The sequence below is a fragment of the Sphingobium yanoikuyae genome, from assembly GCF_013001025.1.
In the GTDB taxonomy this organism is placed as follows: Bacteria; Pseudomonadota; Alphaproteobacteria; order Sphingomonadales; family Sphingomonadaceae; genus Sphingobium; species Sphingobium yanoikuyae_A.
This window is the reverse complement of record NZ_CP053021.1, coordinates 4,432,869-4,458,972: the sequence shown is the minus strand read 5'-3', so window position 1 is coordinate 4,458,972 and position 26,104 is coordinate 4,432,869. Positions and strand designations below refer to the sequence as shown.

The window sequence follows — 26,104 nt, the reverse complement described above, 5'->3', positions numbered from 1 at the left end:
ATATCGGGCGTGGACAGCATTCATGCCTGATGTAACGGTCATCGGAGTTCAATATGGCAGAGCATCTGCGAACATATTCGCGCACCACGGGTGAAGCACTGGCGTTGCTGGGCCGCACGATCCGCCTCGCGCGCAAGCAGCGCCGGATGACCGAAACCGACCTTGCCGCGCGCATCGGGATCGCGCGCAGCACGCTCCAGTCGATCGAAAAAGGCCAGCCCAAGGTCGAGATCGGGCTGGTATTCGAAGCCGCCGCTTTGCTGGGGGTGCCGCTGTTCGTGGATGAACCTTCACGGCTCGCACCCGAAATATCGCGCCTCGACGACAAACTGGCTTTGCTGCCGCAATCGGTCCGCAAGCCCCGGTCGGAGCCGCGCGATGACTTCTGAAGAGGATGCCGGCCTCCCTGCGGCAAAGGAAGCATTCGTCTGGATCTGGCTTCCCGGAGAAGTGCAACCCGTCATCGCCGGCAGGATCGAACGGGATGGCAACGCCCATATATTCACATACGGCCGATCCTATCTGGAGCGCGATGGTGCGATCCCGATCTATTCCCCGGAGCTGGACCTCAAGCGCGGCGCGATCGCGCCTGACCTGCCGCTCGACATGGCCAATTGCCTTCGTGATGGCGCACCGGATGCCTGGGGGCGGCGGGTCATCATCAATCGTCTCACGGGCCTGCAAGGCGCCGCAGCCAACGATATCGATTTCGATGAACTCACCTTCATGCTCAACTCCGGATCCGATCGCATCGGCGCGCTCGACTTCCAGCGGTCGGCTGACAAGTATGAGCCGCGCGAGCAGGACAATGCGACGCTGGAAGAGCTGCAGGACGCGGCGGGCCATGTCGAGCGTGGCGAGCCCATTCCCCCCGGTCTGGAAAAGGCGCTGTTCCACGGCAGCTCGATCGGTGGCGCACGTCCCAAGGCGCTGATCGAGGACGACGGCACGAAGTTCATCGCCAAGTTTTCGGCCTCGAACGATACCTATGCGGTCGTCAAATCCGAATATGTGGCGATGCGTCTCGCTGAAAAGGTCGGCCTCAATGTCGCGCCGGTCCTCCGGACGCAGGCCAACGGCAGGGATGTTCTTCTCGTCCAGCGCTTTGATCGCGCGAAGATCGAGGGAGGTTGGACCCGCAACGCCATGGTGTCGGCGCTCACCATGCTGGAACTAACCGAGCTTCAAGCCCATTATGCGAGCTATGTCGAACTCGCGCAGATCGTGCGTGCGCGTTTCGTCGAGCCTCGCGAAACGCTGCGCGAGCTGTTCTCGCGAATGGTGTTCAACGTTCTCGTCGGGAACACAGACGATCACGCGCGCAATCATGCTGCCCTCTGGGACGGCAAGGCACTCACGCTGACGCCTGCTTATGACATCTGCCCGCAGGCCCGAAACGGTCGCGAAGTGAATCAGGCGATGGCGGTGATCGCGGAGGATCGGCGCAGCCTACTCGAGCATTGTCGCCTTTCGGCTTCATCCTTCCTGCTAAGCGACAAGGATGCACGCGAGATCGTCGAGCGGCAGACCAGCGAGATCATCGCCGGGTGGGCCGCGGTTTGCGACGAAGCCGAGTTGGGAGAGATCGATCGCGCCTTTCTCTGGCGACGCCAGTTTCTCAACGATTATGCGTTCGAGGGCTATGTCGACGGCGTGCCGGCCGGACTCTGACGCAGGTCGGCCGTCTCGCCAGCGCCCGGGATAACATTGCCCGTCAGCAACTTGAGGCTGCGATACTGCACCAGCGTCGCGCGCCCCACCTTGACGGTCTCGAGATCGCCGGACTGAATAAGCTCATAGATTCGTGAGCGACTAAGGCCCGTGATCCGAACGGCGGTGGAGACCCGAACCGTCAGCGGCTCGATCTTCTTCTCCCATGCGCGCTCGATCATTTCTGACCCCACCCGCGCGCATCGCGTTCCCGCACGAACACGCGGTCGCTTTCGAGGAATGCAGCCAGCATTGCTGGTACGAGATCGGCGACCGGCTCTTCGACGCCATAGGTCTGGGCGTAGATCGCAGCGTAGCTCTGAAGAGCTGCCTGCAAATCGGAAGTGATCGTGATCGCCAGTTTCACCGGCGTTCGGTCGGGCAGCTTGCCCAGCTTGAGGTCGGCCATGTCAGCTTGCCTTTCCGCGCCACGGCGCAAGGATTAGGTCGCGGATCACCAGCACGCGAACCGGCGCACCCGGCCGGATCGTGATGGTGGGCTGGATATCCAGATTGCGCTGGGTGATCTGGTCGCCGGCCCGCGCCGTGTTCGATTGGGCGGATTCGCGAATCGCCTGGACGAGATCGCTTTCACCTGAGATCGACAGTTCCGAGCCGACCCCGAGCAGAGTGGCGATCGCGACGCCTTTGAGCAGCGTCCAGGTGTGGAAGTCGACCTTGTCGGTCAGACCCGCGTAGCCCGCAGGATCAGTCGCGGGCATGTTGTCGAGCCGGATCGAACCGCCATCGGGCAGGATCAGGCGCTGCCACACGACCAATGCGCGACGCTGTCCGAACGCGACGACGGAATCATATTTGCCGATCAGGCGGGCACCTTGCGGTACGAGCAGAATATTCCCCGTCACCGTGTCGAAGACGTTCTTCGTCACCTGCGCCGTGACCATGCCGGGCAGGTCGGAGTTCAGCCCGGTGATCAGGCTTGCCGCGATGACGCTGCCGGCGAGCAGGCTGTTCGGCGAGACCTGCGCGACCAAACTGCCGGAATTGAGGTCGCCGTCCCTGTCGCGCGCGGACGCGAATTGCTCCTTGCGGGTGCCGGTTGCGGTGGGCGCTGGCGGCGTGCCGGGACCGCCTGCAGACGGATCGACGGCCGGCGAGACGGGAGCAGCACGGCTCGATTGCACCTGCGCCATCAATCCCGATTCCCGCGCGGACTTTAGATCGGCGAGGCGCTGCTGACGTTCGGCTTCGGCGGTATCGACCCGCGCGGGCCGGACCACGCCCTCCGCTTGCTGCTGCGCCCGAAGGATCGGTCGACCGAGATCGCCGGGAAGTGGTGGTCCGAGCTTCGGCGCGTCGCCGTAACTGGACGGCAGGCCGGAGAGCGCGTCGGACGCCGACTTCGACGTCGGTTGCGACAGTTCGCTTTCCTGGGCGACCTGCCGGAACACCTGCGGCTTGAGCGCCATCCAGGCGATCCCCATCAGGCTGACCGATCCAAGCGCCGCGATACCGATGATCGCACCCTTGCGGAAGCGGATCGCACGCGCCGGCCGTGAGCGAATGGCCAAAGTCTCGGGATCGAGCTTTGCCGGACCGGACTGGGGCGGAGAGCCCGATGCGGCTGACGCGGTTGCGGTGGCGTCGGTCATGCGCCCCTCCGCTTAGCCGATGGCGCGATCCGGTCGATGCGCACGATCTGCTGCTTCTTGAGACCGAGCCGAAGTTCGGCGGCGTCGAAGATCCGGTCGACGACGTAGAAGCGGCCGCTCAGCCGGTAGTTCACCAGTTCGGCCTTGCCCTCGCGATCGACGAGAAACAGCGGCGGAGCCTCGTTGCTCGCCAGCGATGCGGGAAACTCGACATAGGTCCGCTGGCCGTCGTCGAAAGCACGCAGCGGACGCCATCCCGGCCTGTCGCCGCTGATTGCGTAGTTGAAGTGAAGCGTTTCGACCGAAAGTCCCGTGGCGACCGGCGCGGCAGCTCGATCGGCTTCCGCCTTGCGTCGGAGCGCGAGCAACTCGTCCTGCGGATAGGTCCAGCGCATCGACGACAGCGCAGTCGCCGCGGTGCTGACCAGCCGGACATGGTAGGTGCGACGGTCCGTCGTCACGACAAGATTGGTGACGAGACCGCCCGAGAAGGGCTTCACCAAGAGATGCGTCCGCTTGGTCTCGCCGGAGCCGCTGGTGGTATCGCCGATCACCCAGCGCGCGGTATCGCCGCTTGCGACCGCTACGAGATTCTCGCCAGGCTGGAGCATGATGTCGGTGACCAACCCGGGCGCGGCATAGACCTGAAAGATCGTGCCCTCACTGAACGGGTAGACCTGCGCCCCGCTTACGAACCCGGTGGACGCCGGCTCGATCGTGGCGTTGCGTGTTGCCGAGCGGACGGTCTTGAGCGGTGATACAGGGCGCTCCTGAGCGAGCGCAGGGTACGCGAGGAGCATTCCGGCGATCGCCGGCAAAATGGTAGCCTTCATGGGTTCTTCTCCTGCGAATTGGACAGACTTGGTGCGTCCGACTTGCTGCCCAGCGTGGGATCGAGCGGGGATCCGAGCGGAAGGTTCGGGTCTGGTTGCGGTGCCGGCTTGATCGCTGGCGGCGGGGGCGGGGGCGATGCCGTGTCGAGTTCGCGGCTCCAGTCGATTGCGTCGACGTAGATGCCGAGCGGGTTCTTGCGCAACACATCGGCCGAGGCCGGCGGGCGCGTGACGGTCGTGAGGATGGCCGTCCAGCGGCTGGTTCCAGCCTGCGACCCGCGCTCAAACGCCGTCTCCGTCCACTTTACCTGGAATGACTTGTCCGAGGCGCGAACGACGCTGGTGACCTGCACCGAGACTGTGCGCTCGCCGACATTGGCGAACGGCGATGCCGATCGGGCATATTCTCCTAGGAACTGCGCGCCACGCTTGGTCGTGAAGTCATAGGCTTCGAGCCAGTCACGGCGCATCAGCACGGGGTCGAGCGACACCGATCGGACGTTCGTGATGAAGTGCGAGAGATGCCACGCGACTTGCGGATCGGTCGGCCGGTATTCGACATCGGCAGCCTCGATGGCGCGGGCCTCCCCAAGTCGATCGACCTCGACCACATAGGGCATGACGCGGCTCTGCAAGGATTGCCATGCAAGCCCCGCCGACGTGCCTGCGGTGAGCGCGAGACAGCCGAATGCCATCAGCCGCCAGTTGCGTGCCTGCACCCGGGCCGCGCCGATCCGGTCGTCCCAGAGCTGGCCTGCGCGCTGGTAGGGCGTCTCGGGTGGTGGGGTGCGCCCATAGCGCTGCGCACTTCGCTTGAAAAACATGGATTAGTCCCTTTCCTTGATGTCGGGGGTGGCGGACGCGCCGCCGCGATCACCTTGCTGGAGCGTGTGGATCGCGAGCTGGCGACGGTGGCGGCTGGACTGCTCGGCTCTCATCGCGCGTGCCCATGCGGGCGTGCCGCCGGTCTCCCCGCCGCCGCCCGGTCCACCCGAAGACGGCGCCGAAGAACCTTGGGTCGAGTTCTGGTTGAGCGCGCTCCATGCTGCTTGCCGGCCGCCGGCTGCGGCTTCACCAAGAATCAACGATCCGCTGACACGCGACCGCGCGGCATTCCCGGCAGCGCGCGCAACGCCGCCGAGGCCGGCGCCGACCGATGGGGATGCGGCGGTTTCCTTGCCAAGTTGGTAGGCGGTCGATGCCGCCGACCCCATCGCCGTCCCCGATCGGACCGCGCCCAGCGCCGCGCCGCCAAGTGCGCGGGCACCGCCAGCGGCAGCGCCGCCAGCCAGCATGGTGATGCCGGCCGCGCCAACCGCTGTGCCGAGCGCAGCGCCGGCACCAAGCTGCGGGGCGCCGGAGACCAGCCCTGATGCTATCGCCGGTCCGAAGATGCCGAGACCGAACAGCGACAGGCTGGCGAGGACGAGGCTCATTGCCTGCCCGATGTCCGGCTCCTGGCCCTGGAGCGCGTCGGTGAAGTCGGTGAAGAAGTTGGAGCCTATGCCGACGATGACGGCGAGCACCATGACCTTGATGCCGGAGCTGACCACGTTGCCGAGCACCCGCTCGGCGAGGAAGCTGGTGCGGTTCCACAAGGCGAACGGCACGAGGATGAACCCAGCAAGGCTCGTCAGCTTGAACTCGAGGATGCAGATGAACATCTGCACCGCGAGGATGAAGAAGGCGACGATCACCAGCGCCCAGGCGAACAGTAGGATCATGATCGTCAGGAAGTTGTCGAAGAAGGTCGTGAACCCGACCATCTCGCTCGCCTGTTCGAGCAGCGGCCACGCCGCTGAAAAGCCCGTGCCCGCGAGTCGTCCCGGTTTGAGCAAGTCGTCAGCCGACAGCGTGCCGCCGCCCGCGGTCAGACCCGCCTGTGCGAAGGAGCGGAAGATGATGTCGGCCAGCGTCGAAAAGCTGTTCAGGATGAACGCGAACGCGCCGACGTAGAGGATCTTCTTGAGGAAGCGGCCGATGACATTGTCCTCGCCGCCCATCGCCCAGAACAGGCCGGCAAGCGTGATGTCGATGCCAATCAGCGTCGCGGTGAGAAATCCGACATCCGGACCGAGCAGGCCGAACCCGCTGTCGATGTAGGTGATGAACGCCTGCAGGAAGCGATCGATGACATTGAGGTCGTTCAAGTGCGATTTCCTGCTGGAGCGAAGGGGTGTCGCGGGGCGCAGCTGGGGAGCGGCGCCACGCCCCGCGACGGCAATCGACGGCTAGAGGGGGATGCCGACGACCGCTGACCGGATCGGCTTGCGGCCGCTGGGGGCTAGCGCGGCGTGTAGGCCGATCCGGAACCGAGGAACTTCTTCGTAGCCGCGCGGGCTTCCGCAGCCTGCGTCGCGCGCCGCGTCTGTTCGATCGCCTCGCTGCGGAACTGCGCGGCCATCATGTGCTGGAGCTGGAACTGCTGCTTGGCCGTCAGGGCGAGAATCTGGTTGGTCGCCTGCTGTGCCTGAAGCAACCCTTCTGCGCCCTGGCTGCGCGCGACGATGTCAGCGAGGGCTTCGGTGTCGGTCTGGATGTTCTCGACGACCTGTGCCTGCACCGTCATCGTCTGGCGGAACGCGCCCATGCTGGCATCGAGCCGAGCGCGGGCATCTCGGACGCGGGCATCGGTCCGCAGCGCTGACGAGAAATCCTGCGGGAACAGCGACTGGAACTTGTCGTCGAGCTGATCGACCCGGAAGTCGATCGCCTGCGCGCGGCCCATCAGCCGGTCGATCTCGGCCAGCTTCTGCTTGAGGGCTTCGAGCTGCGGGAAGTCGATGCGGGTGAGGTTCTTGCCCATGTTGACCAGCATCTGCGCCTCGTTCTGAAGCTGCTGGATCTGCTGGTTGACGCTCTGCAGGGTGCGCGCGGCGGTCAGGATGTTCTGCGCATAGTTGCTCGGATCGAACACAACGCCGCCAAACTGCGCATGGGCCGGCGTCGCCGTCATCGTGACCACGCCCATGCCGAACGAGGCGACGGAACCGAGGCCGAGAACGGCCGCAATCAGGTGCTTTCGGGTGGGGATACGCATTACTCTTCTCCTTCTTGAGGGGCTGAGGGAACGGGAGCAGTTGGAGCGGGGAAATCGGCGGCGAGATCGGCAGCCCAGGCGAGACCCGCGTCGCGCAGGAAGGCTTCGGCGAAATGCTTGCGGCCATGTTCGGCGAGCGCGGCATCGATCCGCGCCTGCGCGGCCGGATCGGAAGAACCGCACAGCGTCAGGGCGACGGGGCCGAGCCCCAGTTCGAACAGCCGGTTGCCGCGCGCGGACTGGAGGTAATAGTGCCGCTTGGGGTTGGCTCTCGCGATCAGCTCGATCTGCCGGTCGTTGAGGCCGAAGCGCGCATAGATGTCATGGCCCTGCGGCTCGATCGCGCGATCATTGGGCAGCAGGATGCGTTGCGGGCAGCTCTCGATGATGGCGGGCGCGATCGCCGATCCGGCAATGTCGGCAAGACTCTGCGTTGCGAACAGCACCGCGACGTTCTTCTTGCGCAGCACCTTCAGCCACTCGCGGATGCGTGCGGCGAACAGCGGGTGGTCGAGGAAGATCCAGGCTTCGTCGAGGATGAGCAGGGTCGGCCGGCCGTCGAACCGCTCCTCCAGCCGGTGGAAGAGATAGGTCAGCACCGGCGCGACCGCTCCGGTCTGGCCCATCAGCGCCTCGGTTTCGAAACACTGGACATCGGCCAGGGCGAGTTGTTGTTCGGCTGCATCGAGCAGTCTGCCGTGCGGCCCTTCGAGCGTGTAGGGCTGGAGCGCGATCCGCAGCGCGTTCGACTGGAGCAGCAGCGCGAGCCCGGTCATTGTCCGCTCCTCGCGCGGTGCCGATGCGAGGCTGCCGAGCGCAGTCCAGACCGCGTCCTTCACTTCGGGCGTGACGGGCACGTTCTCACGGGTGAGCAGCGCCGCGATCCACTCCGCCGCCCAGCTACGCTCGGCCGCATCGTCGATATTGGCGAGCGGCTGGAAGGCCAGTGCTTCGACATCAGTATCCGCCGAGCCCAAGGCATGATGCGCCCCGCCCATTGCCAGCACCGCAGCCCGAGCGCTGTTCCCCTTGTCGAAGATGTAAACCTGCGCGCCAGGGTAACGGCGAAACTGGAACGCGATCAGGCTGAGCAGCACCGATTTGCCCGCGCCCGTCGGCCCCACGACCATCATATGACCGACGTCGCCGACATGGGTGGAAAGCCGGAATGGGGTCGAGCCAGCCGTCTTGGCGACCAGCAGCGGCGGGCCGTCGAGATGCCCGTTGCGCACCGGCCCTGCCCATACCGACGATAGCGGCATTAGGTGGGCGAGGTTGAGGGTATGGACCAGCGGCTGCCGGACATTGGCATAGACATGCCCCGGGAGCGACGAGAGCCATGCCTCGACCGCGTTCACGGTTTCGCGCACGCAGATGAAGCCGAGGCCGTTGACGACCCGCTCGACGGCGCGAACCTTGTCCTCGACTGCAGCGCGGTTCCGATCCGTCACAGTGATCGTGGTAGTCAGATAGCCAAAGGCGACATGGTCGCCGCCGAGCGCCTGAAGCGCGAGGTCGGCATCGACCACCTTATTGTCGGCGTCGCTGTCTAACAGTTGCGCCGGCGAGTTGTAGAGCACCTCGCGCAGCAGCGCGGTGACCGACTTGCGCTTGTTGAACCACTGTCGCCGGAGAGAGGTCAGCGTCTTGGTCGCCAGCGTCTTGTCCAGCGCGATGAAGCGCGTGACCCAGCGATAGCCGAAATCCTGATGGTTGAGCGCGTCGAGGATGCCGGGACGGCTCAGGCTCGGGAATCCGAGGATAGTGAGCGTCCGGACTTGCAGCTCACCGAGCTTCGGCTCCAATCCGCCGACCAGTGGTGTGTCGGCAAGGATGCCGTCGAGATACATCGGCGTCTCGGGCGCCACGACCGGGTGTCGACGATCCGAGATCGTGCCGTGGAGGAAGGTCAGCGTCTCGCCGTCGTCGAGCGGGCGCACATCGGCCATGAAACCCGAGAGCAGGTCGAGCATGCGGTCGGTTTCGGCGATGAAGCTTTGCAGCGCACCGCGCCAGTCGCGTGTCCGATCACCGTCGGGGCGCTCGACGAGCGAGCGGCCAGCGCGATCGGTGGTGTCCGCAGGCGGCAACCAGGTCAGGGTCAGGTGGTAGCGGCTCTCGAAATGCGTGCCTTCGGCCTCGAACGCCGCCTGCCGCTCGCCATCGACCAGCCAGCTCGCCGCATCGGGGAAATCACTGTCGGGATAGGCCAGCGCCTCGCGACGTTCCGCGTCGAAGAACAAGGCCCAGCCGCTGCCGAAGCGCTTCAGCGCATTATTCGCCCGCGCGCAGGCGGCGACCAGTTCGGCTTCGGTCGCGGATTCGAGATCCGGACCACGGAAGGCCAGCACCCGAAGGAAGCTGCCATCCTTGTTCAGCACGACACCCGGCGCCACCAGCGCCGCCCACGGCAGATGGTCGGCAAGGCGTTCGGCGCGGTCGCGATATTCGCGCAGGCTCAGCATGCAAAATATCCCTTCTGGCGGATGTGGCGGAGCAGGACGGGCGCGAAGCTCGGGTCGCGGCGCGCGGCCATCACGGCGATGCTGTGCCCAACGGCCCAGAGCAGCAGCCCGGCCAGCCATTGCTGGAGGCCGAGACCGACCGCCGCCGCAAGCGTCCCGTTGACGATCGCGAGGCCCCGCGGTGCGCCGCCGAGCAGTAGCGGCGAACCCAGCGAGCCATGGATCGGCACTTCGTAGCCGGCGATATGCTGAGCTCCGGAGGACATGGGGCCGGTCACGAGATCAATGCTCCGCCGCCGAAGCTGAAGAAGGACAGGAAGAAACTCGAGGCGGCGAAGGCGATGGAGAGGCCGAAGACGATCTGGATCAGCCGCCGGAACCCGCCCGCACTCTCGCCGAAAGCGAGCGTCAGGCCGGTCACGATAATGATGATAACGGCGACGATCTTGGCTACCGGGCCCTGCACGGATTCCAACACCTGTTGCAGTGGTTCTTCCCACGGCATGCCGGATCCGGCCGCCTGGACCTGGGTGGCGAGCGTCAGCGCGAGGCTGATCGCGCCGCCGAGAAGCGACGAGCGGTTGGCGATGCGGCGGGGAATGCGGGCAAAAGTCATGGGTCAGGTCTCCTTCGGGCTAGACTGGGGCAGATTGGGCTTTGGGGGATTGGGCTTGGGAAGATCGGCGAGCGCGTAGGCGCCTGTGTCGGGGTCGAGCCCGGCGACACGCGCGATCATGGAGACGCGGCGGTCGATGCCGCGCCCGGAGATAAAGACGATGATGTCGATGGCCTCGGCGATCAGCTGGCGCGGCACGGTGACGACCGTCTCTTGGCATAGCTGTTCTATGCGGTAGAGCGCGGCGATGGCGCTGTTGGCGTGGACGGTCGCGATCCCGCCGGGGTGACCGGTGTTCCAGGCCTTGAGCATGTCGAGCGCTTCGGGACCGCGGACCTCGCCGACCACGATGCGGTCGGGACGCAGGCGCATGGTCGAGCGCACCAGCTCGGTCATCGACACGTGCGGCGGGCGGGTGCGGAGCGCGACGGTGTCGGGCAGCGGGCACTGCAGCTCGCGCGTGTCCTCGATGAGGATCACGCGGCTATCGAGCCCCGAATGTTTTGGGGCCATCTCGGCGAGCAGCGCATTGGCGAGGGTCGTCTTGCCCGAGCTGGTACCTCCGGCGACGAGGATGTTGCAGCGCTGGGCGACCGCGGCACGCAGGGCGTCCGCCTGGACCTCCGACATCAGCCCATCGGCGATATAGTCGTCGAGCGTGTGCAGCCTCGTGGCAGGCTTGCGGATCGAGAAGCAGGGTGCCGACGACACGGGGGGCAGCACGCCTTCGAAGCGCTCGCCGGCGCGGCCCTCGATATGCGGCGGCAACTCTGTCGATAGGATCGGGTGATCGGCATGGACCTCGGCCCGGACATGGCTCGCCACCAGTCGAATGATCCGCTCGACCTGATCGGGCTCGATGCGGACCTCGGTATCGATACGGCCTTCGCCAAGACGATCGAGCCGCAGCGCCCCGTCGGGGTTCACCATGATCTCGGTGACTTGGCTGTCGCGCATCGCCGCAGCAATGTCGCTGCCCAGCGCCGTAATCAGCATCCGGCGACGGCGCTCAGCCGAGATTACCGGCCCTGCGGTGGCTGGGCGGCCGCTCATTCGCCATTCTCCGAAGAACCAGCCAGGGTGCGCCGCCCGGTCGACACTTGCCGACCGACCTGGGTCACGAAGGCTTCGAACCTCTTGGCTCCGAGCGCCCGGCCCGCCTGGTCGTTTTCGGCCAGCGGCGTCTGGATCGCGAGTTCGAACCGGATGAAGAGGGCGAGCGTCTCGAGGATCACATAGGTGTCGCGATCGACCCGGCCGATCGCCTGCGTAAGCCGGTCGAGGCGAATCGCGAACCGATCCTCCAGCTCCGATGCCCCCCGGCGATTGAGCCAAGCCGTGACTGCATCGACGAGGATGGCCGACTTGCTGGCGCCGGGCCTGGCGGCAAGCGCTTCCAGCCGATCGGACACCGACTTGGGCAGGAACAGCTGATGGCGGATCTTTTCCATGATCAAAATCCCAGCTGGAGGTCGTCGGGGCGACTGGAGGCGGCATCGAGGCCGTAGACCGTGCGCACGGTGCCGAGCTGCTGCACCCGATCCATGGCGCGGCGCTCGGCAGCCTGATCGTCATCGTCTTCGCCAAGGCCCAGTGGGTCGGCGACCTCCGGCTCGAGGACGACCGCAGGTTCGATGTCGTGCGCGGGGTGACGAGCCTGTTCGAGGCCGCCGGCGTCGGTGCCTTCATCGGCGTCATTGCCTTCGGAGAGGCGAATGTCAGCACCGCGAACCTGCCCAGCCCAGTCATCCGGGCGAGCTGCCGGAAGGTCACGATAGGCAGCGCCATCCAGTGTCGGTGCAGGCAAGAGCCGCTCCTTGAACCGGCGATCCTCGTAATAGCGCAGCTTCTTCACGCGTATCGGGGGGTGCCCGGAGATCAGGACCAGCCCATCGGTGGGCGCAAGCTGCATCACCTCGCCGGGCGTCAGCAGAGCCCGCGCCGTCTCCTGGCGGCTGACCATGACGTGCGCGAGCCAGGGCGCGAGCCGATGCCCCGCATAGTTGCGCATCGCGCGCTGTTCGGTCGCCGTACCAAGCGCGTCCGAGATCCGCTTGGCGGTTCGCTCGTCGTTGGTCGCAAAGGCGACGCGGACATGGCAATTGTCGAGAATGGCGTTGTGCTCGCCATAGGCCTTCTCGATCTGGTTCAGGCTCTGCGCGATCAGGAAGGCGCGCACCCCGTAGCCTGCCAGGAAAGCGAGACTCGTCTCGAAGAAGTCGAGCCTTCCCAGCGCCGGGAATTCGTCGAGCATCATCAGCAACCGATGTCGGCCTTGTGCGGTCTCGCCGTCCTTGCCGACGCCTTGCAATTCCTCGGTCAGCCGGCGGCCGATCTGGTTGAGGATGAGGCGAACCAGCGGCTTGGTGCGGCTGATGTCGGACGGCGGCACGACGAGGTAAAGCGAGATCGGATGCGCCGCTCCGACGAGATCGGCGATGCGCCAGTCGGAGGCGGCAGTTACCGCTGCGACGGTCGGGTCTCGATAGAGGCCAAGAAACGACATGGCGGTCGACAGCACCCCGGAGCGCTCGTTCTCGCTCTTGTTGAGTAGTTCACGGGCGGCAGAGGCGACCACCGGGTGGACCTGCGGTACATCTGGCGTACCGAGATGGTTGGTGGCCATCATTCGGCGCAGGGTGGTGGCAAAGCTGCGTTGCGGGTCGGAGAGGAAAGTCGCGACGCGCGCGAGCGTCTTCTCTTCCTCGGCGTAGAGGACATGGAGGATTGCGCCGACCAGCAGCGAATGGCTGGTCTTCTCCCAGTGGTTGCGACGTTCAAGCGCCCCTTCAGGATCCACCAGGATGTCGGCGATATTCTGGACGTCGCGGACTTCATTCACCCCGCGCCGGACCTCGAGCAGCGGATTGTAGCGCGCCGAGCGAGCGTCGGTCGGATTGAACAGCAGGCAGTGCGAGAAGCGCGCGCGCCAGCCGGCGGTCAGCTGCCAGTTCTCGCCCTTGATGTCGTGGACGACTGTCGAGCCGGTCCAGGACAGCAGGGTTGGAATGACAAGGCCGACCCCCTTGCCCGACCGGGTGGGCGCAAACGCCATGACATGTTCGGGCCCATCGTGGCGCAAGTCATCGCGGTCGATCCTCCCCAGCACGACGCCGCGCTGGTCGAGGAGCCCGGCACCCTTGATGTCCCGGCGCGTTGCCCAGCGGGCCGAGCCATAGGTGGTCAGGTTTTTGGACTGGCGCGCACGCCATACCGAACCGAAGATCGCCGCGCCGCAGGCAACGAAGCCGCCAGCGGCTGCGATGGCACCGGCCTTGTCGAAGACGACGGGCGCATAGGCGTCGAACGAAAACCACCAGGGAAAGATCGACCAGGGATGATAGATCGGCTGGCCCAGCAAGACGAACCAGGGGGCGCCAAGCTCCGGCTGATAAGCGAGCTGCGCTGCCGCCCATTGTGTCGCTGTCCAAATGCCCGCGATGATGATCGCCAGCACTATGATGAGTTGTCCAATGAGTAGTTTTGTCGGGGTCATGCGGGCCTCCGCCCAGGTCTGGGAAATGACCGCGGGCTAGGACACAGGATCGCAAAGGCACGGCTAAGGCGTCAGGGCATCGCTGGTATCGCGAGGCATCTCCTCGCGGTCCCCAGCGACCGGCCCCTGTCTGGCGCCATGTTGGGGCGGCAAATCGCACTCGCAGTTTGTTACCTCATGGTGATCGATGGCGTCATTCCGGCCCGCTGACGGCCAATGCCCGTGCCGCCTTCGATGCGAAGAAACGGGGGCGCGCCATTCGTCATGCTTGGAATCTCAAGCGCGGAAGTCGACGATCCCGTCTGATCCATGCCGATCACCTCTCGTCGAATTGCTTTATGCATGGGGGTGCGACAATCTTGATGCGCTCGATCAGCTTGGGACCAGACCGACGAGCAGACGAAACTGGCGTCCTTGGCCACGGATTGATTGATAATCATGGTCGCGGCTCCGGAAGCGTCGTAGCGCTAGTCGACCTCTTCCAAGGCCGCGGGGCATCTCTGTTGGGGTCAGCGCTACCGACGCCTGGCATCCACTGGCAAGCCGCAGCCGAAAGTGACTACTGCAATCGCGCGTGAATTGGTCGGCTATGCCTGGGACATTGCACGTCGGGTGTCACCGGCGATGGCTGGCTGATCCACGTACAACGATTACGACAACAGGAGGCGCCAGCGCACCATCTGCATAGCCTTGGCCGGCGTGCCGCGGGCACCCGACTGTGATGGGCAATCCACGGTGTACGGTGGGGCAGGTTCGTCCGACGCCCGAACTTAGACGGAGGATAGGCCCAGCGACGGATACGGGTAGTGCGGTAACCAACCCGCGGATGAGAGCACGATCAATCGTCGTCGATCAGGCGTCCGCGGCACACCCGCCAAGGTCAATGCAAACGCTGGCCTTGCGGCCAGCGAAGAGGTAAACTCGGTCAGCATCTCAGATGGCAGTCATGAGAGCGTACGCGTGTGGATGGCTCCCGCGTTGCGGTGCGATTTTCTGACGTTCTGACATGCCATATCGAGTGCAGTCGCGTGTCCGGCCTTTATGTGCAGCCTTTATACGGCTGCTGGCCTTGAAGGATTCCGCCAGCCCTGGCCTCCTCATCGTTTACGCGGACTCGAAGTCCTGTACGCTAAGCAGGTTTGCCGAAGCTCGGTGGATCGAATGGCTTGCCTTCAGTCGGTCTTCACACCTCAACCTTGTTTTGCCATCGCCTGCCAATCAGGCTGCGATCGCCAATTCCTTTCTTTCATACTCGACGCCGCGCGTCATCACCACCCATGCAATACGCGCCATCTTGTTGGCCAGAGCAACGGCCACGACCTTGGGCGGACGGCGATCAAGCAAGGCTTTGGCCCATTCAAAGCCTTTGACGCTGCCCGCCCGGACATGCCGCAGCACTGAAGTCGCACCGACGACCAGCAATTGTCGCAGGTAGCGATTGCCGCCCTTGGTAATCTTGCCCAGGCGGGTCTTGCCACCTGACGAGTTTTGCCGGGGCACGAGTCCAAGCCAGGCGGCGAAATGGCGGGCCGACCTGAAGCTCTGCGCGTTGGTCACCATCGACGCGAGCGCCGAGGCGGTGATCACACCAACGCCGGGGATGGTTTCAAGGATGTTGCTGACGTCGTTGCGATAATGCCAGCGGGTCAACTGCTTATCGATCCCGGTGAGCTTGTCCTGCAGTTCCTGAATGTGGCGCGCTAAGACGCCGAGTGTCTCGCGCGCCAGTTCCGGAAGATCGAGTTCGTCCCCTTTCGCAAGCCGATCGACCATGCGCACCACCTGCGCCACGCCGGTACCCGTCACAAGACCGAATTCGGCCAGATGGCTGCGCACGGCATTGAACATCATCGTCCGCTGCTTGATCAGCAGTGCCCGCGTTTTGTGCAGCACGCCGCCAGCCTGCTGGTCAACTGACTTGATTTCGACGAACCGCATTGTCGGCCGCGTCACCGCCTCGCAAATCGCTTCGGCATCGGCGGCATCGTTCTTCTGCCGCTTGACGTAAGGTTTCACGTAGATCGGCGGGATGAGTTTTACGTCGTGGCCCAGGTTCTGGAGCTGCCGACCCCAGTGATGCGCCGTTCCGCAGGCTTCGATCCCGATCAGAACCGGAGGCAATGCCGCGAAAAACTTCAACATCTGTCCGCGCTTCAATTGCCGGGTCACAACCACCTGACCCGCCGCGTCTACACCATGGACCTGGAACACCGACTTCGCGATATCCAGCCCAATCGTGACAATCTCACTCATCGTCCGTCTCCTCGCTCTTCAGCCGAGGCAGTCTGCCTCAGCCGGTGAGCGGGAGCCATCCACTCCATCGTTTACGACCAGATTCTGCGATGCCCCCAATATGGATCCGATTGAAAAAGCCGCCCGCGCCTTATGTCAGCTTCAGGGGGAAGATGGGGATGACGTAATGGCCGGATCACCTCGATGGACGCACTATCGAGCGCAAGTGTTGCTGCTGGTCGAAGCTTTGCGTGAACCGAGCCAGGCCATGAAAGAGGCTGGATCCGAAATCATTCGTCATGTTGGCAGTGAAGAATCCAGCATGGGCCATGAAAGCGACGCAGCCAATGTGTGGCGTTTCATGATTGATATGCTGTGCCGGTCGAATGGCAATTGGAAAGCGCATAAAAACTGAGATCAGGGTAATGGTATCTAAAAGATAACTATAAGATATCCTTTAGATACCATATAGAGCATATCCTATTAGCGCTCGCTCAGCTTGCGTTCCCAGGCCAGCGCATGGGTGACGATCTGCGTCAGGTCGGCGTGGCGCGGTTCCCAGGGGAATTGCGCCATGATCGCGCTGTTGTCGGAAATCAGCGATGGCGGATCGCCCGCGCGCCGCCCTTCCAGTCGGCGCTCGATCGTCATGTTGGTCACGCGGTCCACCGCGTCCAGCACCTCCAGCACCGAAAAGCCTCGACCATAGCCGCAGTTGAGCAGATAATTCTCGTCGGGCTTGGCCATCAGCGCCTCCAGCGCCAGCACATGGGCGGCGGCCAGATCGCTGACATGGATATAGTCGCGCACGCCCGTACCGTCCGGCGTGTCGAAATCGGTGCCGAACACGCCCACATGGCTGCGCTTGCCCAGCGCTGCTTCGACCGCCACCTTGATCAGGTGGGTGGCGCCCGCCGTCGACTGGCCGGTGCGCCCCTGCGGGTCCGCGCCCGCGACGTTGAAATAGCGCAGCGCACAGAAATTCATCGGATGCGCCGCCGCAACGTCGCGCAGCATATATTCGGTCATCAGCTTCGACATGCCATAGGGGTTGATCGGCCGCTGCGGCGTATCCTCCCGCACGGCGGCGACATCGGGCGTGCCATAGGTCGCGGCGGTCGAGGAAAAGATGAAATGCCGCACGCCGACCCGTACCGCGCTTTCGATCAGGTCGCGGGTCTTGGCGCTGTTGTTATGATAATATTTCAGCGGGTTCTCGACCGATTCCGGCACCACCACGGACCCGGCGAAGTGCATGATCGCCTTGATGTCATGCGCGCGCAGCGTGGCTTCCACCAGAGGCTGGTCGGCAATGTCGCCGCGGACCAGCGGCACGTCGGACGGCACGGCCCAATCGAACCCGGTGACCAGATTGTCGATCACCACCACGCCATAGCCCGCATCTTTCAGCGCCAGCACAGCATGGCTGCCGATATAACCCGCGCCGCCCGTGACCAGTATTGTTGGAAGAGAGGTCGTCATGAATTTCCTTCTCAGAGAGGATACATCCGTCAGTTGGGAACGGCCTTGTTTTTTAGGCGAGAAGAGAGAGCGAAGTTCTGCGATAGGAGGAATGGCTTGTAGGGAATTGTCATGATTTCCCTCAAATCGCGCGCAGCCCTACATCATATGGAGTGATCTTGTGCACCAAAGTTGAAGCAAACTGGATACTCAAGGGATACCAATTAGCTATCAGATAGCTATCCAGTATCTCATTCTTCGCGCTGCCGCTCCAGCGCCGCCAGCGCCTGTTCCAGCACCGCGCCCAGCGGCAGTTTCATCGCGTCGGCGATGCGGTACAGTTCCTCGATCGTTTCTTCGGTCGCCTTGATATTGATCTGCCGATTGCGCCCGGTCACATGGCGGCGCGGCTGCCGGACGGGCTGTGAAGCGGTCGCTGGCGTGGTCGGGATCGGGGCAGGGGAGGGCGATGTGGCTTCACCTGTCCAACTCGCTGTCTCACCGGCCTTGGCGGCGCCCGCCTTGCGGCTCGGAAAACCGCTGCTTTGCGCGATTTTCTCGATCGCGTCGGCGGGCACCGGCTTGGCGCTGTTGTCCGATCCGAAATCGTCCAGATCGCCGAAGGGATTGGCCCTGCTCATCCTGCCACCTCATCCGCCGTCGCCGCGCTCTTGCGATTGGCGCGCAGCTGCTCGATCACTTCCACCGCGAACTGTTCGGCATTGGCGATCGCCTTGTCCAGATTGGACACGTCCCTGGGGTCCAGTTCCTCCAGCGTCTGGCGGAAGGAAAAGATTGCGCGAAACGCCTCGCGCTCATGCAGTTGCGTCGTGAACATCGGTACGCCCGCGTCGACCAGCCCGTCCTGGATATGCCCCATGGTCCGGGTGCGGATGATTGGGCTGGTCCGCGACAGCAGCACGCCATAGGGCACGGCCCTGCCGGTCATCTTCTCATGCTGTTTCAGCACGCGGATCGCCCGGCTCGCCCGTTCGGCGTCCAGTTGCGACCCCTGCATGGGGATCACCACCAGATCGGCCTGGCTGACTGCCAGCAGCACGATCTTGGCCGCCGTCCCTTCCAGATCGACGATGACGAAGGGCGTTTTCGCCGCCGCTTCCTCGATCCGATCGACGATATTATCCTCATCGACATTAGCGACGATAGACAGATTTTCAGGCAGCTGCGCATCGCGACCCCAGGCGGCGATGGGGTGATTGGGATCGGCGTCGATCACCGACACTTTGGCGCCGCGCGCCAGCTGCGACGCCAGACGCAAGGCAGCGGTGGTTTTCCCGACGACCCCCTTGGGACTGATGAAAGCGATGGTAGGCATAGACTATCTGTATAGCTATCCGCTACCGTCAGGAAATCCGATAGCTATTTGGTATCCTATAGGTATCTTTTCATAACGATTTACAAGGATTTCCTTTGCGATCCGAGTTAAAGCCGTTATTCGCAAAAGGCCCATGCGATCGTCGTCGATAGTTCATCATTTCAAGCGGATCGCCGACGTATGGCTGATGGCGTCTGTCCATTTCGATGCTTTCCGTGCAGAACCCCGCGCCTATCTGACCGCGACGAAATGGTGGATCAAGCGCAAGCGCGTGCGTGCCCGCGGACAGTTCGCACCGCTGCTCAGCCAGTCGCCGCGTGCCTATACGCTTTGGGCATTGCGACAGGAACAAGAGGAACGGTCGTACAGCAGGCCTGACGCCGTTTGCCCGATCATCGCACTTATCGACCTCCACGGTGGCACTGATCCAAAATCCTTGGCGCTCACGCAGCAAAACCTGACGATGGAAGGTCTGACGCCGCTGGTGATCGGCAGCCCGGAAACACCCACGCTTGCCGCCGCCATTGCGCATATCGACTGGACCGCCAATCCCTGGCTGATGCCGGTCCGTCCCGGCGACAGGATCGCACCCAGTGCGGCAGACGCCTATCGCGCTGCCATGGCCAGCACGGCGGCGCGCATCATCTATGCCGACGACGACCAGCTGATCGGCCGTCGTCGCGCCAGACCCTATTTCAAGCCCGACTGGAATGGCGAATTGTTCCGGCATCAGGATTATCTGACCGGCGCCTGCATCATCCATGCGACACGCGCCGATCTGGAGGCCGTGACCGTCGACAGCGCAGATGATGGGGCCGATTGGGCCACGGAGCTAGTCGCGTCTATTGCGGGGCAGGGCGCTCCCGTCCATCTGCGCGAAATGCTGCATCACCGCCGCCACCGCCCGTCACCGCGTCTGCCCGCCCGCCCGATCGCCATCGCCCACGACCTTCCGCCGCTGTCGGTCATCGTACCGACCCGCAACCGGGTGGACCTGCTGCGCACCTGCCTCGACGGTGTTGCAGCAGCCCATTATCCGCAGGCCAATGTCATCGTCATGGACAATGACAGCGACGATCCCGAAACGCTGGCCTATCTCGCCGCGCTCGATCCTGCCCGGCACCAAGTACTGCGCCACAGTGGCGCGTTCAACTATTCGGCGATCAACAATCGCGCCGCGGCGCAGGCGCAGGGCAGGCTGCTTTGCCTGCTCAACAATGACATCGAAATGACTGATCCGCACTGGCTCGCCATATTGGCGACGCAGGCGCTGCGCCCTGAAGTCGGCGCGGTGGGCGCGCGGCTGCTATACCCTGATGGGCGTATCCAGCATGCCGGCGTCGTGATCGGCGTCGGCAATGCAGCGGGCCATGCCCATCGTTTCCTGCGCCCTGATGAGGAAGGCTATTTCCACCGCCACAGCCTGCCGCAATTCACCATGGCGGTGACCGCCGCCTGTCTGGTGGTGGAACGCGACAAGTTCATGGCCGTGGACGGCCTTAACGAACGGGATTTCGCTGTCGCCTTCAACGATGTCGATTTCTGTCTGCGCCTCAACAAACGGGGCTGGCAGTCGCTCTATGAGCCGCGTGCGACCCTGATCCATCATGAATCGGTGTCGCGCGGGCTGGATCGCGATCCGGTGGGCGCGGCGCGCTTCGCGGGCGAACTGGCTGCGCTCAAGCGCCTGTGGCAGACCGACGAAATCTACGATCCCTACCACCATCCTGCACTCAGCCGCGCCAGCGAACAGTTTGCGGTCGCGCTATGATGGCTGCCCGCCTCCCTCTGCCGCAGGTGACGCTGTGCGCGGTCAGCTCGGTCAATGTTGCGGCGACCCTCCGGGCGCTGGAAACCAGCCTGTCGCAGGTCGATGCTGCGGCCGCGCTGCTGCTGACCGACAAACCGGTGAAGCCCGATCATCCCGGCATCACCGTCGTGTCGATCGCGCCCATCACATCATCGCGGGCCTATTCCGATTTTCTCCTGACGCAGTTGGTCGATCATGTCCAGACCAGCCATTGCCTGACCATCCAATGGGACGGCCATGTGCTGGACGCATCGCGTTGGCATCCCGACTTTCTGACTTATGACTATATCGGCGCCAGTTGGCCCCAGTTCACCGATGGGCATGATGTCGGCAATGGCGGCTTTTCGCTGCGCAGCCGTCGCCTGATGCAGTTGTGCCGCGATCCGGCCTTTCATCCTTCCCATCCCGAAGATGTCGCGATCGCCCGGATCAACCGTGACTGGCTGGAGCGGCAGGGCATGCGCTTTGCGCCGCGCGCGCTCGCCGACCGCTTCGCCGCCGAACGGGCAGGGGACATCACGGCCAGCTTTGGCTATCATGGCGCCTGGCTGATGCCGCGGGCGGTGGGGATCGAACCCTTCTGGACCCTGTATCGCGAACTGGACGATCGCGGCACGATCCGGCATGACTTTTCTTCGATATTGAAACAGATAGGGCAGGGGCGGGGAGGATGGAGCCGCGCCCTGCGCCTGACGCTGGACCAGTTCAGGCGGTAACGCCGCCCCATCATTCACGCCCGCAAAGGGACCGACGCGCTTGACCAACATCTTTCCCGGCCTGCCTCTGATCGAATCCCCGCTATTCCCGGCGCTCAAGGCGGAATGGGGGCTGAGCGCGGAGGAAGAGCGGATCGCCACCGATCTGCATGAAAAGGGCTATGCCGTCTTCGATTTCCCCGACGCGGATCTGGACGGCCGCATCGACCGTATTCAGAGCCATCTGGGGCCGCGCTACGGCATCGACTTCGCCGATCCACAAAGCGACAAGACGACGCGCGAACGCCGCGTGCAGGATGCCTGGCAGTTTGACGAGGATGTCCGCGCCATCGCCGCCAATCAGGCGGTGCTGGACCTCCTCAGCAAGCTTTACGGCCGTCGCGCCTTTCCGTTCCAGACGCTCAACTTCCCGGTCGGCACGCAACAGGATGCCCATTCGGATTCCGTCCATTTTTCCAGCCTGCCCGAACGGTTCATGTGCGGCGTATGGCTGGCGATGGAGGATATCGGGCCGGACGCCGGGCCGCTCTTTTACTATCCCGGTTCGCATAAATGGCCGATCATGACCAATGCGCTGATTGGCCGCCGCGGCTATGGCAGCGATCTCGCCTCCGCACAGGATCCCTATGCCCCGGCCTGGCAGGCGCTGCGCGAAGTCCATGGCGCGCAGGAAGAACGGTTTCTCCCGAAAAAAGGGCAGGCGCTGATCTGGTGCGCGAACCTGCTCCACGGCGGCAGTCGCCAGAATGACCCCACGCTCACCCGCTGGTCGCAGGTGACGCATTATTATTTCGACGACTGCATCTATTATACGCCCGCTTTTTCGGACGAGGCGATCGGCAAGCTGGCCCTGCGCAATCTGGTGTCGATCGGCGACGGGGAAGCGCGACCCAATCGCTATATGGGGGAAGAGGTGAAACAGCCGGCAATCATTCCAAATTCGCCACGGCGACCTGCATGGCAAAGAAAATTGCTTAAGCGTTTTCGACAGTTGCGATAATATTATTGATTCCATAATCAAGGAATTTATTGGGAATTGAGATATCGTTGACTGGAAATATTCGATAATGCGGATCGTTCACATTTAGATGAACATGCGTAAATAGGTAGAGACAGGAAATTGACTCAATCATATCAAAAAGAAGCGGATGCCGTGACTTCTAGGAAGAAGAATAGGCAACGTGTAGGGGTCTTGGTTCTGGGCATGCATCGCTCTGGAACCAGCCTGCTATCCCGTTTGCTAAGCTTACATGGATGCGATCTTCCTGAAAATCTTCTACCTGCAAATGGAAGCAATAGTGCAGGCTATTGGGAGTCGGCAACGATACTCGAATTCAACGACCAGTTGCTGGCGTCGGGCGGATCGAAATGGCATGATTGGCTCAGTTTCAATCCGGGCTGGTATGACAGCCCGCGTAAAGATGAATATCTTGATCGAGCATCTTCGGTCCTAAAGCAGGAATTTGGGAATTCGGGTCTTTTCGTTTTGAAAGATCCGCGCATTTGCCGACTGACGCCTTTCTGGCTGGAGGCCCTCGAGCAGGAGGGTATTTCTCCAGCGATCGTGGTGCCGGTCCGACACCCTGCGTTGGTTTCCCGTTCCCTGACATTGCGCGACGGCATCCAGGATTCCGTGGGTCAATTGCTATGGCTGCGTCATGTTCTTGACGCTGAAGCTTCGACCAGAGGACTAAATCGCACATTTTTAACCTTCAACCAGCTTCTGGAAGAATGGCATGACTTGCCCAACCGCATGAGTGCCGATCTTGGAATTCAATGGCCTCGATCCAATCAGGTCAGCCGCGCAGAGCAGGCGGATTTCATCAATCCCGAAATGGCCCATTCGGAAATCGCGCTACAAAATCGTCCGACTAGCCGGAATATGCCCGATGCCATTTTCCAGGCTTGGGACATTTTCGATAGATGGTCCAAGACAGGGGAGGTGGCTGAGGATCATATCCTGCTGGACGGGCTGCATGATCAACTGAACCGGGCCGGAGAAATCGTGGGTGAAGCGATTACGACCGGCATGAATACAAATTGGCTGCTTCGCGAGAAGGAAGAAAATGTAAACGAACTGATCGGGCAATTGTCCGATGTTCGAGCCAAGTTGGAGGATCAGCAGGGTAAACTTACCAGCGCGATCGAAGATCGTGAAGAAAAGCAGGCGGATATCATCGCTTTGCGTCGCGAACTAGGCGATAATGAGGAACGGTTGACCGCTGCCGCAGCAAAAGCGACTGAAACTGCAAGGCAATTGGAACAGTTGCGTATCACCATGGCTGATCGCGATCTTACCTTGCAGGCGTTGCAGGAAAAAACGGCTTCGTCGGATTCTGGCCGACAGATATTGGAAATCGAGCTGGACGAGCTCAAAAATGAGCTGTCCGTTCTTCAGTTCGCGATGGAGGAGAAGGAGCAGGCCGTTCTTCAGGCCAGACAGGACATGGCGCAAGCTGACCTTGCCAAGCAGCAAATGGAAGAGTCCATTACCACACTAACGACGGAACTGGATGACGCCCGTGCCAGAGCCGACAAGGTGACCGCCGACAATCAAATTCTTTCTGAAGATGTTGAAAAGGGACATAAAGCTATCGCGGCTGCTGAAGCTTTCTCAAGGACGGCAGAAGCAGATCGGGACAAGCTGGCTGAACGGTGCGAGGAATTGCAGGCCAGATTGGCTACGACGGAAAGTAACTTGCGTCAGCGTTATGCCGAACTCGATCATGTGCGACATGAAATGGATATGGCGCATGAAGCAGCCGAGCAGGCCCGCAATGCCGAGAAACGTCAGCAAGACAAAAGCGCTGAATTGAAAGAGGCGGTTCTATCCCTGGAGAGCAGGATTGCCGATGCAGAAGCTGCCAATGCGGAATTGGCTGATGTCAGGGCTAGGCTGAATGAAAGCACGGCTATCAATGACCGCCTCAACCAAAACATCCTGTCTGCGCAGCAACGCATCAGCCTTGCTGAAGCCGCGCGGGATGAAGCCAATCAGCGCAGCCTTGGTTATGATCGTATGGCAGATACCCTGCATGTGCAGGACATGCGCCTCGCGCGGCTGATAGAAGAATTGCAAAACGTCCGCAAACAGGCGGACACGGCTCAACGCAAAGCCGTTGAGCAAGAGCAGGAACTGCAAGCGTTTTCAGACGAAAAGCGACAGTTTTCCGAAGAAATGGCATATCTGCGAAACGATATGATGCGGGCTCGTCAGGCTGAGCGCGCGACCGAACAGGCAAATGCCGAACTTGTGGCCGAACTGGATCAGTTGCGCGCAAAGATGGAAGTCGAAGTCGCTCGTAATGTGGAACATAGCCAGCGATTGAATAGCGACTTGGCGCGGCAGCGGGACGAGAATGAATTGATCGTTCGCAATCTGCGGGCACAAACGGATGAATTGCAGCGCAAGGTGGATCAACAGGACCAGGCCTATCATTTTATCAACCAGCAACTGTTTGACGAAAAGCGACTGGCACAGGCTACGATCGAACAGCAGCAATGGCTGTTGTCAGTCAACAAGGCGCTACTTGAACCAGGACGCTGGTGGGTCAGGTTTCTGTCACCTGCTCGCCGTGAGCGACTGTTGCTTCGGCGACTGTCGCGCAGGGAATTGTTCGATAGTGAGGCCTATCTGAACCGTTATGACGATGTTGCCCGATCAGGGATGAATCCGCTCGAACATTATATCCGTCACGGTATGCAGGAAGGCCGTACCAGATTGTAAAAATATCCGATCCAACTTTGCCTCATGATAAAAACGGGGCAAAGTTGGCATCGATCTTGTCTCGACCTGGCTTATGACCTTACCAGGCCACCTATCAGAAATCGCTCTGCCGACTGAACGACGATTGCTTTCGGTTTTACCCGGTCGACAAACGACCAGTTTATATTTCTATTCCAAATAAAATGAACGGTCTTGAAGCGGTATAATAGAAATCTGCTCAAACCTGCATCGGGATTCCATGAATAGGAATCTCCAAAAACGACGATAGTATCGTCATTCCTTGCCATATTTGATTCAAATTTGATATGTGTGCCGGTCAGGGGGTTGCCCTGAGCAATGGATGTCTCGCGATAATTTTCCAGCAATGTTCTTCTTGTGAACTTTTTGGCAAACCATTTGATCGACAGATCATCCTGCCATTCCCTATGAGCAAAATATATATCATCCCAAGACACATTAGAGATGTTCAACGAATCAAGGACGGCATTAAAGACAATAAATCCGCCAAACGTGTTATAATGGCTATCCAGCCTATGATATGTAAGGCCACAATGTTTGTGCCTTATGATATTTTCCCATGGGTAGTGCACGGACGGATATTCATTCATAATTTTATGAATGGTTCTGTCCTGTAATATAATATCATGACAATTTGGGCTGTGCTCTGGGTAAATTACATCTTTTTCAGGAATTATAATTACCGAAAGATCGATGTCCCTATTGTGACATTCCGTTGTGTATGAATCTATGACCCTGCGTGTTCGATCAAAGTCGACATCGGCAATCACGGCGTTACCCGTAATCTGTTGGCTCCATCTATTTGAGCCGCCTTGTATGAAAATATGATTGTCTCGCCCAATAATGGCACTTCCATCGGCACTGGATTGACCATAGCGCATGGAATTGAGAGAATTTTTTTCATAATCATGCAGATTGGCAATTTCATGATCAAATAGGTTTTGATCGAACCTGTTGTCCGTGAATATCGACATCCTCAAGCCCCCCATGGCCTGCGTTATAATCTTCTCTAGTTAGAGGAGAAGATGTGA

At 61.8% G+C, this 26,104-nt stretch carries 26 protein-coding genes; 7 read left to right on the top strand and 19 right to left on the bottom strand.

The window, feature by feature from the left end; all coding sequences use genetic code 11:
* The first annotated feature begins 53 nt into the window (after window positions 1–53).
* Together HH800_RS21510 and HH800_RS21505 are read left to right on the top strand one after the other, a co-directional pair.
* A complete protein-coding gene (locus tag HH800_RS21510; protein WP_063976660.1) occupies window positions 54–389 on the top strand; it encodes a helix-turn-helix transcriptional regulator in 336 nt (111 codons plus the stop codon).
* The gene (locus tag HH800_RS21505; RefSeq protein ID WP_169862293.1) at window positions 379–1,671 is read left to right on the top strand and encodes a type II toxin-antitoxin system HipA family toxin; all 1,293 of its coding nucleotides are present in this window, start codon (window positions 379–381) and stop codon (window positions 1,669–1,671) included. The genes HH800_RS21510 and HH800_RS21505 overlap by 11 nt, the downstream gene beginning before the upstream one ends.
* On the opposite strand, the gene HH800_RS21500 is transcribed toward HH800_RS21505, so the two are convergent.
* From HH800_RS21500 to HH800_RS21430, 15 genes are all read right to left on the bottom strand, one after another.
* Window positions 1,641–1,892 (bottom strand): helix-turn-helix domain-containing protein, encoded by a 252-nt coding sequence (locus tag HH800_RS21500; protein ID WP_235681935.1) that lies wholly within the window; start codon window positions 1,890–1,892, stop codon window positions 1,641–1,643. The genes HH800_RS21505 and HH800_RS21500 overlap by 31 nt on opposite strands.
* Window positions 1,889–2,119, bottom strand: a complete 231-nt coding sequence (locus HH800_RS21495; RefSeq protein ID WP_169862291.1) for a DUF2274 domain-containing protein — start codon at window positions 2,117–2,119, stop codon at window positions 1,889–1,891. The genes HH800_RS21500 and HH800_RS21495 overlap by 4 nt, the downstream gene beginning before the upstream one ends.
* Window position 2,120: 1 nt before the next feature.
* Window positions 2,121–3,323: a TrbI/VirB10 family protein gene (locus HH800_RS21490; RefSeq protein WP_169862289.1), complete on the bottom strand. Its 1,203-nt coding sequence runs from the start codon at window positions 3,321–3,323 to the stop codon at window positions 2,121–2,123.
* Window positions 3,320–4,156, bottom strand: a complete 837-nt coding sequence (trbG, locus tag HH800_RS21485; protein WP_063976657.1) for a P-type conjugative transfer protein TrbG — start codon at window positions 4,154–4,156, stop codon at window positions 3,320–3,322. Before trbG ends, HH800_RS21490 begins: the two co-directional genes overlap by 4 nt.
* A complete protein-coding gene (gene trbF / locus HH800_RS21480) occupies window positions 4,153–4,980 on the bottom strand; it encodes a conjugal transfer protein TrbF (protein ID WP_169862288.1) in 828 nt (275 codons plus the stop codon). Before trbF ends, trbG begins: the two co-directional genes overlap by 4 nt.
* 3 nt (window positions 4,981–4,983) lie before the next feature.
* The gene (gene trbL, locus HH800_RS21475) at window positions 4,984–6,306 is read right to left on the bottom strand and encodes a P-type conjugative transfer protein TrbL (protein ID WP_169862286.1); all 1,323 of its coding nucleotides are present in this window, start codon (window positions 6,304–6,306) and stop codon (window positions 4,984–4,986) included.
* A 134-nt stretch (window positions 6,307–6,440) separates the two neighbouring features.
* On the bottom strand, window positions 6,441–7,196 hold the full coding sequence (gene trbJ / locus HH800_RS21470; RefSeq protein ID WP_169862284.1) for a P-type conjugative transfer protein TrbJ: 756 nt from the start codon (window positions 7,194–7,196) through the stop codon (window positions 6,441–6,443).
* Complete coding sequence (gene trbE, locus HH800_RS21465) at window positions 7,196–9,661, bottom strand: conjugal transfer protein TrbE (RefSeq protein ID WP_169862282.1); 2,466 nt, start codon at window positions 9,659–9,661, stop codon at window positions 7,196–7,198. Before trbE ends, trbJ begins: the two co-directional genes overlap by 1 nt.
* Window positions 9,655–9,927: a VirB3 family type IV secretion system protein gene (locus tag HH800_RS21460; RefSeq protein ID WP_063976652.1), complete on the bottom strand. Its 273-nt coding sequence runs from the start codon at window positions 9,925–9,927 to the stop codon at window positions 9,655–9,657. The genes trbE and HH800_RS21460 overlap by 7 nt, the downstream gene beginning before the upstream one ends.
* An 8-nt stretch (window positions 9,928–9,935) precedes the next feature.
* The gene (locus tag HH800_RS21455) at window positions 9,936–10,277 is read right to left on the bottom strand and encodes a TrbC/VirB2 family protein (protein WP_137405897.1); all 342 of its coding nucleotides are present in this window, start codon (window positions 10,275–10,277) and stop codon (window positions 9,936–9,938) included.
* 3 nt (window positions 10,278–10,280) lie between these two features.
* The gene (trbB, locus tag HH800_RS21450; protein WP_206379182.1) at window positions 10,281–11,330 is read right to left on the bottom strand and encodes a P-type conjugative transfer ATPase TrbB; all 1,050 of its coding nucleotides are present in this window, start codon (window positions 11,328–11,330) and stop codon (window positions 10,281–10,283) included.
* Window positions 11,327–11,728 carry a CopG family transcriptional regulator gene (locus HH800_RS21445; RefSeq protein WP_169862280.1) on the bottom strand — a complete coding sequence of 134 codons (402 nt, stop codon included), beginning with the start codon at window positions 11,726–11,728 and terminating at the stop codon, window positions 11,327–11,329. The genes trbB and HH800_RS21445 overlap by 4 nt, the downstream gene beginning before the upstream one ends.
* Window positions 11,729–11,730: 2 nt before the next feature.
* Window positions 11,731–13,773, bottom strand: a complete 2,043-nt coding sequence (locus HH800_RS21440) for a conjugal transfer protein TraG (protein WP_169862278.1) — start codon at window positions 13,771–13,773, stop codon at window positions 11,731–11,733.
* Between the two features lie 170 nt (window positions 13,774–13,943).
* A complete protein-coding gene (locus HH800_RS21435) occupies window positions 13,944–14,213 on the bottom strand; it encodes a hypothetical protein (RefSeq protein WP_169862277.1) in 270 nt (89 codons plus the stop codon).
* Between the two features lie 778 nt (window positions 14,214–14,991).
* Window positions 14,992–16,026 carry an IS110 family transposase gene (locus HH800_RS21430; protein ID WP_010338606.1) on the bottom strand — a complete coding sequence of 345 codons (1,035 nt, stop codon included), beginning with the start codon at window positions 16,024–16,026 and terminating at the stop codon, window positions 14,992–14,994.
* Window positions 16,027–16,126: 100 nt separating this feature from the next.
* Between HH800_RS21430 and HH800_RS21425 the strand changes: the two genes are divergently transcribed.
* Window positions 16,127–16,420, top strand: a complete 294-nt coding sequence (locus HH800_RS21425; RefSeq protein ID WP_069337476.1) for a hypothetical protein — start codon at window positions 16,127–16,129, stop codon at window positions 16,418–16,420.
* A gap of 68 nt (window positions 16,421–16,488) precedes the next feature.
* Here HH800_RS21425 and galE read toward each other — a convergent pair whose 3' ends face one another.
* From galE to HH800_RS21410, 3 genes are all read right to left on the bottom strand, one after another.
* Window positions 16,489–17,487, bottom strand: a complete 999-nt coding sequence (galE, locus tag HH800_RS21420; protein WP_069337475.1) for a UDP-glucose 4-epimerase GalE — start codon at window positions 17,485–17,487, stop codon at window positions 16,489–16,491.
* A 230-nt stretch (window positions 17,488–17,717) separates the two neighbouring features.
* Window positions 17,718–18,107 carry a hypothetical protein gene (locus HH800_RS21415; protein ID WP_069337474.1) on the bottom strand — a complete coding sequence of 130 codons (390 nt, stop codon included), beginning with the start codon at window positions 18,105–18,107 and terminating at the stop codon, window positions 17,718–17,720.
* Complete coding sequence (locus HH800_RS21410) at window positions 18,104–18,802, bottom strand: ParA family protein (protein WP_169862275.1); 699 nt, start codon at window positions 18,800–18,802, stop codon at window positions 18,104–18,106. Before HH800_RS21410 ends, HH800_RS21415 begins: the two co-directional genes overlap by 4 nt.
* A gap of 187 nt (window positions 18,803–18,989) precedes the next feature.
* Here HH800_RS21410 and HH800_RS21405 point away from each other — a divergent pair, with 187 nt between their 5' ends.
* The 4 genes from HH800_RS21405 (at window position 18,990) to HH800_RS21390 (ending at window position 25,055) form a co-directional block, all read left to right on the top strand.
* On the top strand, window positions 18,990–20,573 hold the full coding sequence (locus HH800_RS21405; protein WP_235681934.1) for a glycosyltransferase family 2 protein: 1,584 nt from the start codon (window positions 18,990–18,992) through the stop codon (window positions 20,571–20,573).
* A complete protein-coding gene (locus HH800_RS21400; protein WP_234792411.1) occupies window positions 20,570–21,328 on the top strand; it encodes a DUF5672 family protein in 759 nt (252 codons plus the stop codon). Before HH800_RS21405 ends, HH800_RS21400 begins: the two co-directional genes overlap by 4 nt.
* 40 nt (window positions 21,329–21,368) lie before the next feature.
* Window positions 21,369–22,328, top strand: a complete 960-nt coding sequence (locus HH800_RS21395; RefSeq protein WP_169862272.1) for a phytanoyl-CoA dioxygenase family protein — start codon at window positions 21,369–21,371, stop codon at window positions 22,326–22,328.
* A gap of 120 nt (window positions 22,329–22,448) precedes the next feature.
* Complete coding sequence (locus HH800_RS21390) at window positions 22,449–25,055, top strand: hypothetical protein (RefSeq protein ID WP_169862270.1); 2,607 nt, start codon at window positions 22,449–22,451, stop codon at window positions 25,053–25,055.
* A 71-nt stretch (window positions 25,056–25,126) separates the two neighbouring features.
* Here the strand turns inward: HH800_RS21390 and HH800_RS21385 are convergent, their stop codons facing one another.
* The gene (locus HH800_RS21385) at window positions 25,127–26,047 is read right to left on the bottom strand and encodes a hypothetical protein (protein ID WP_169862268.1); all 921 of its coding nucleotides are present in this window, start codon (window positions 26,045–26,047) and stop codon (window positions 25,127–25,129) included.
* Between the last annotated feature and the right edge of the window lie 57 nt (window positions 26,048–26,104).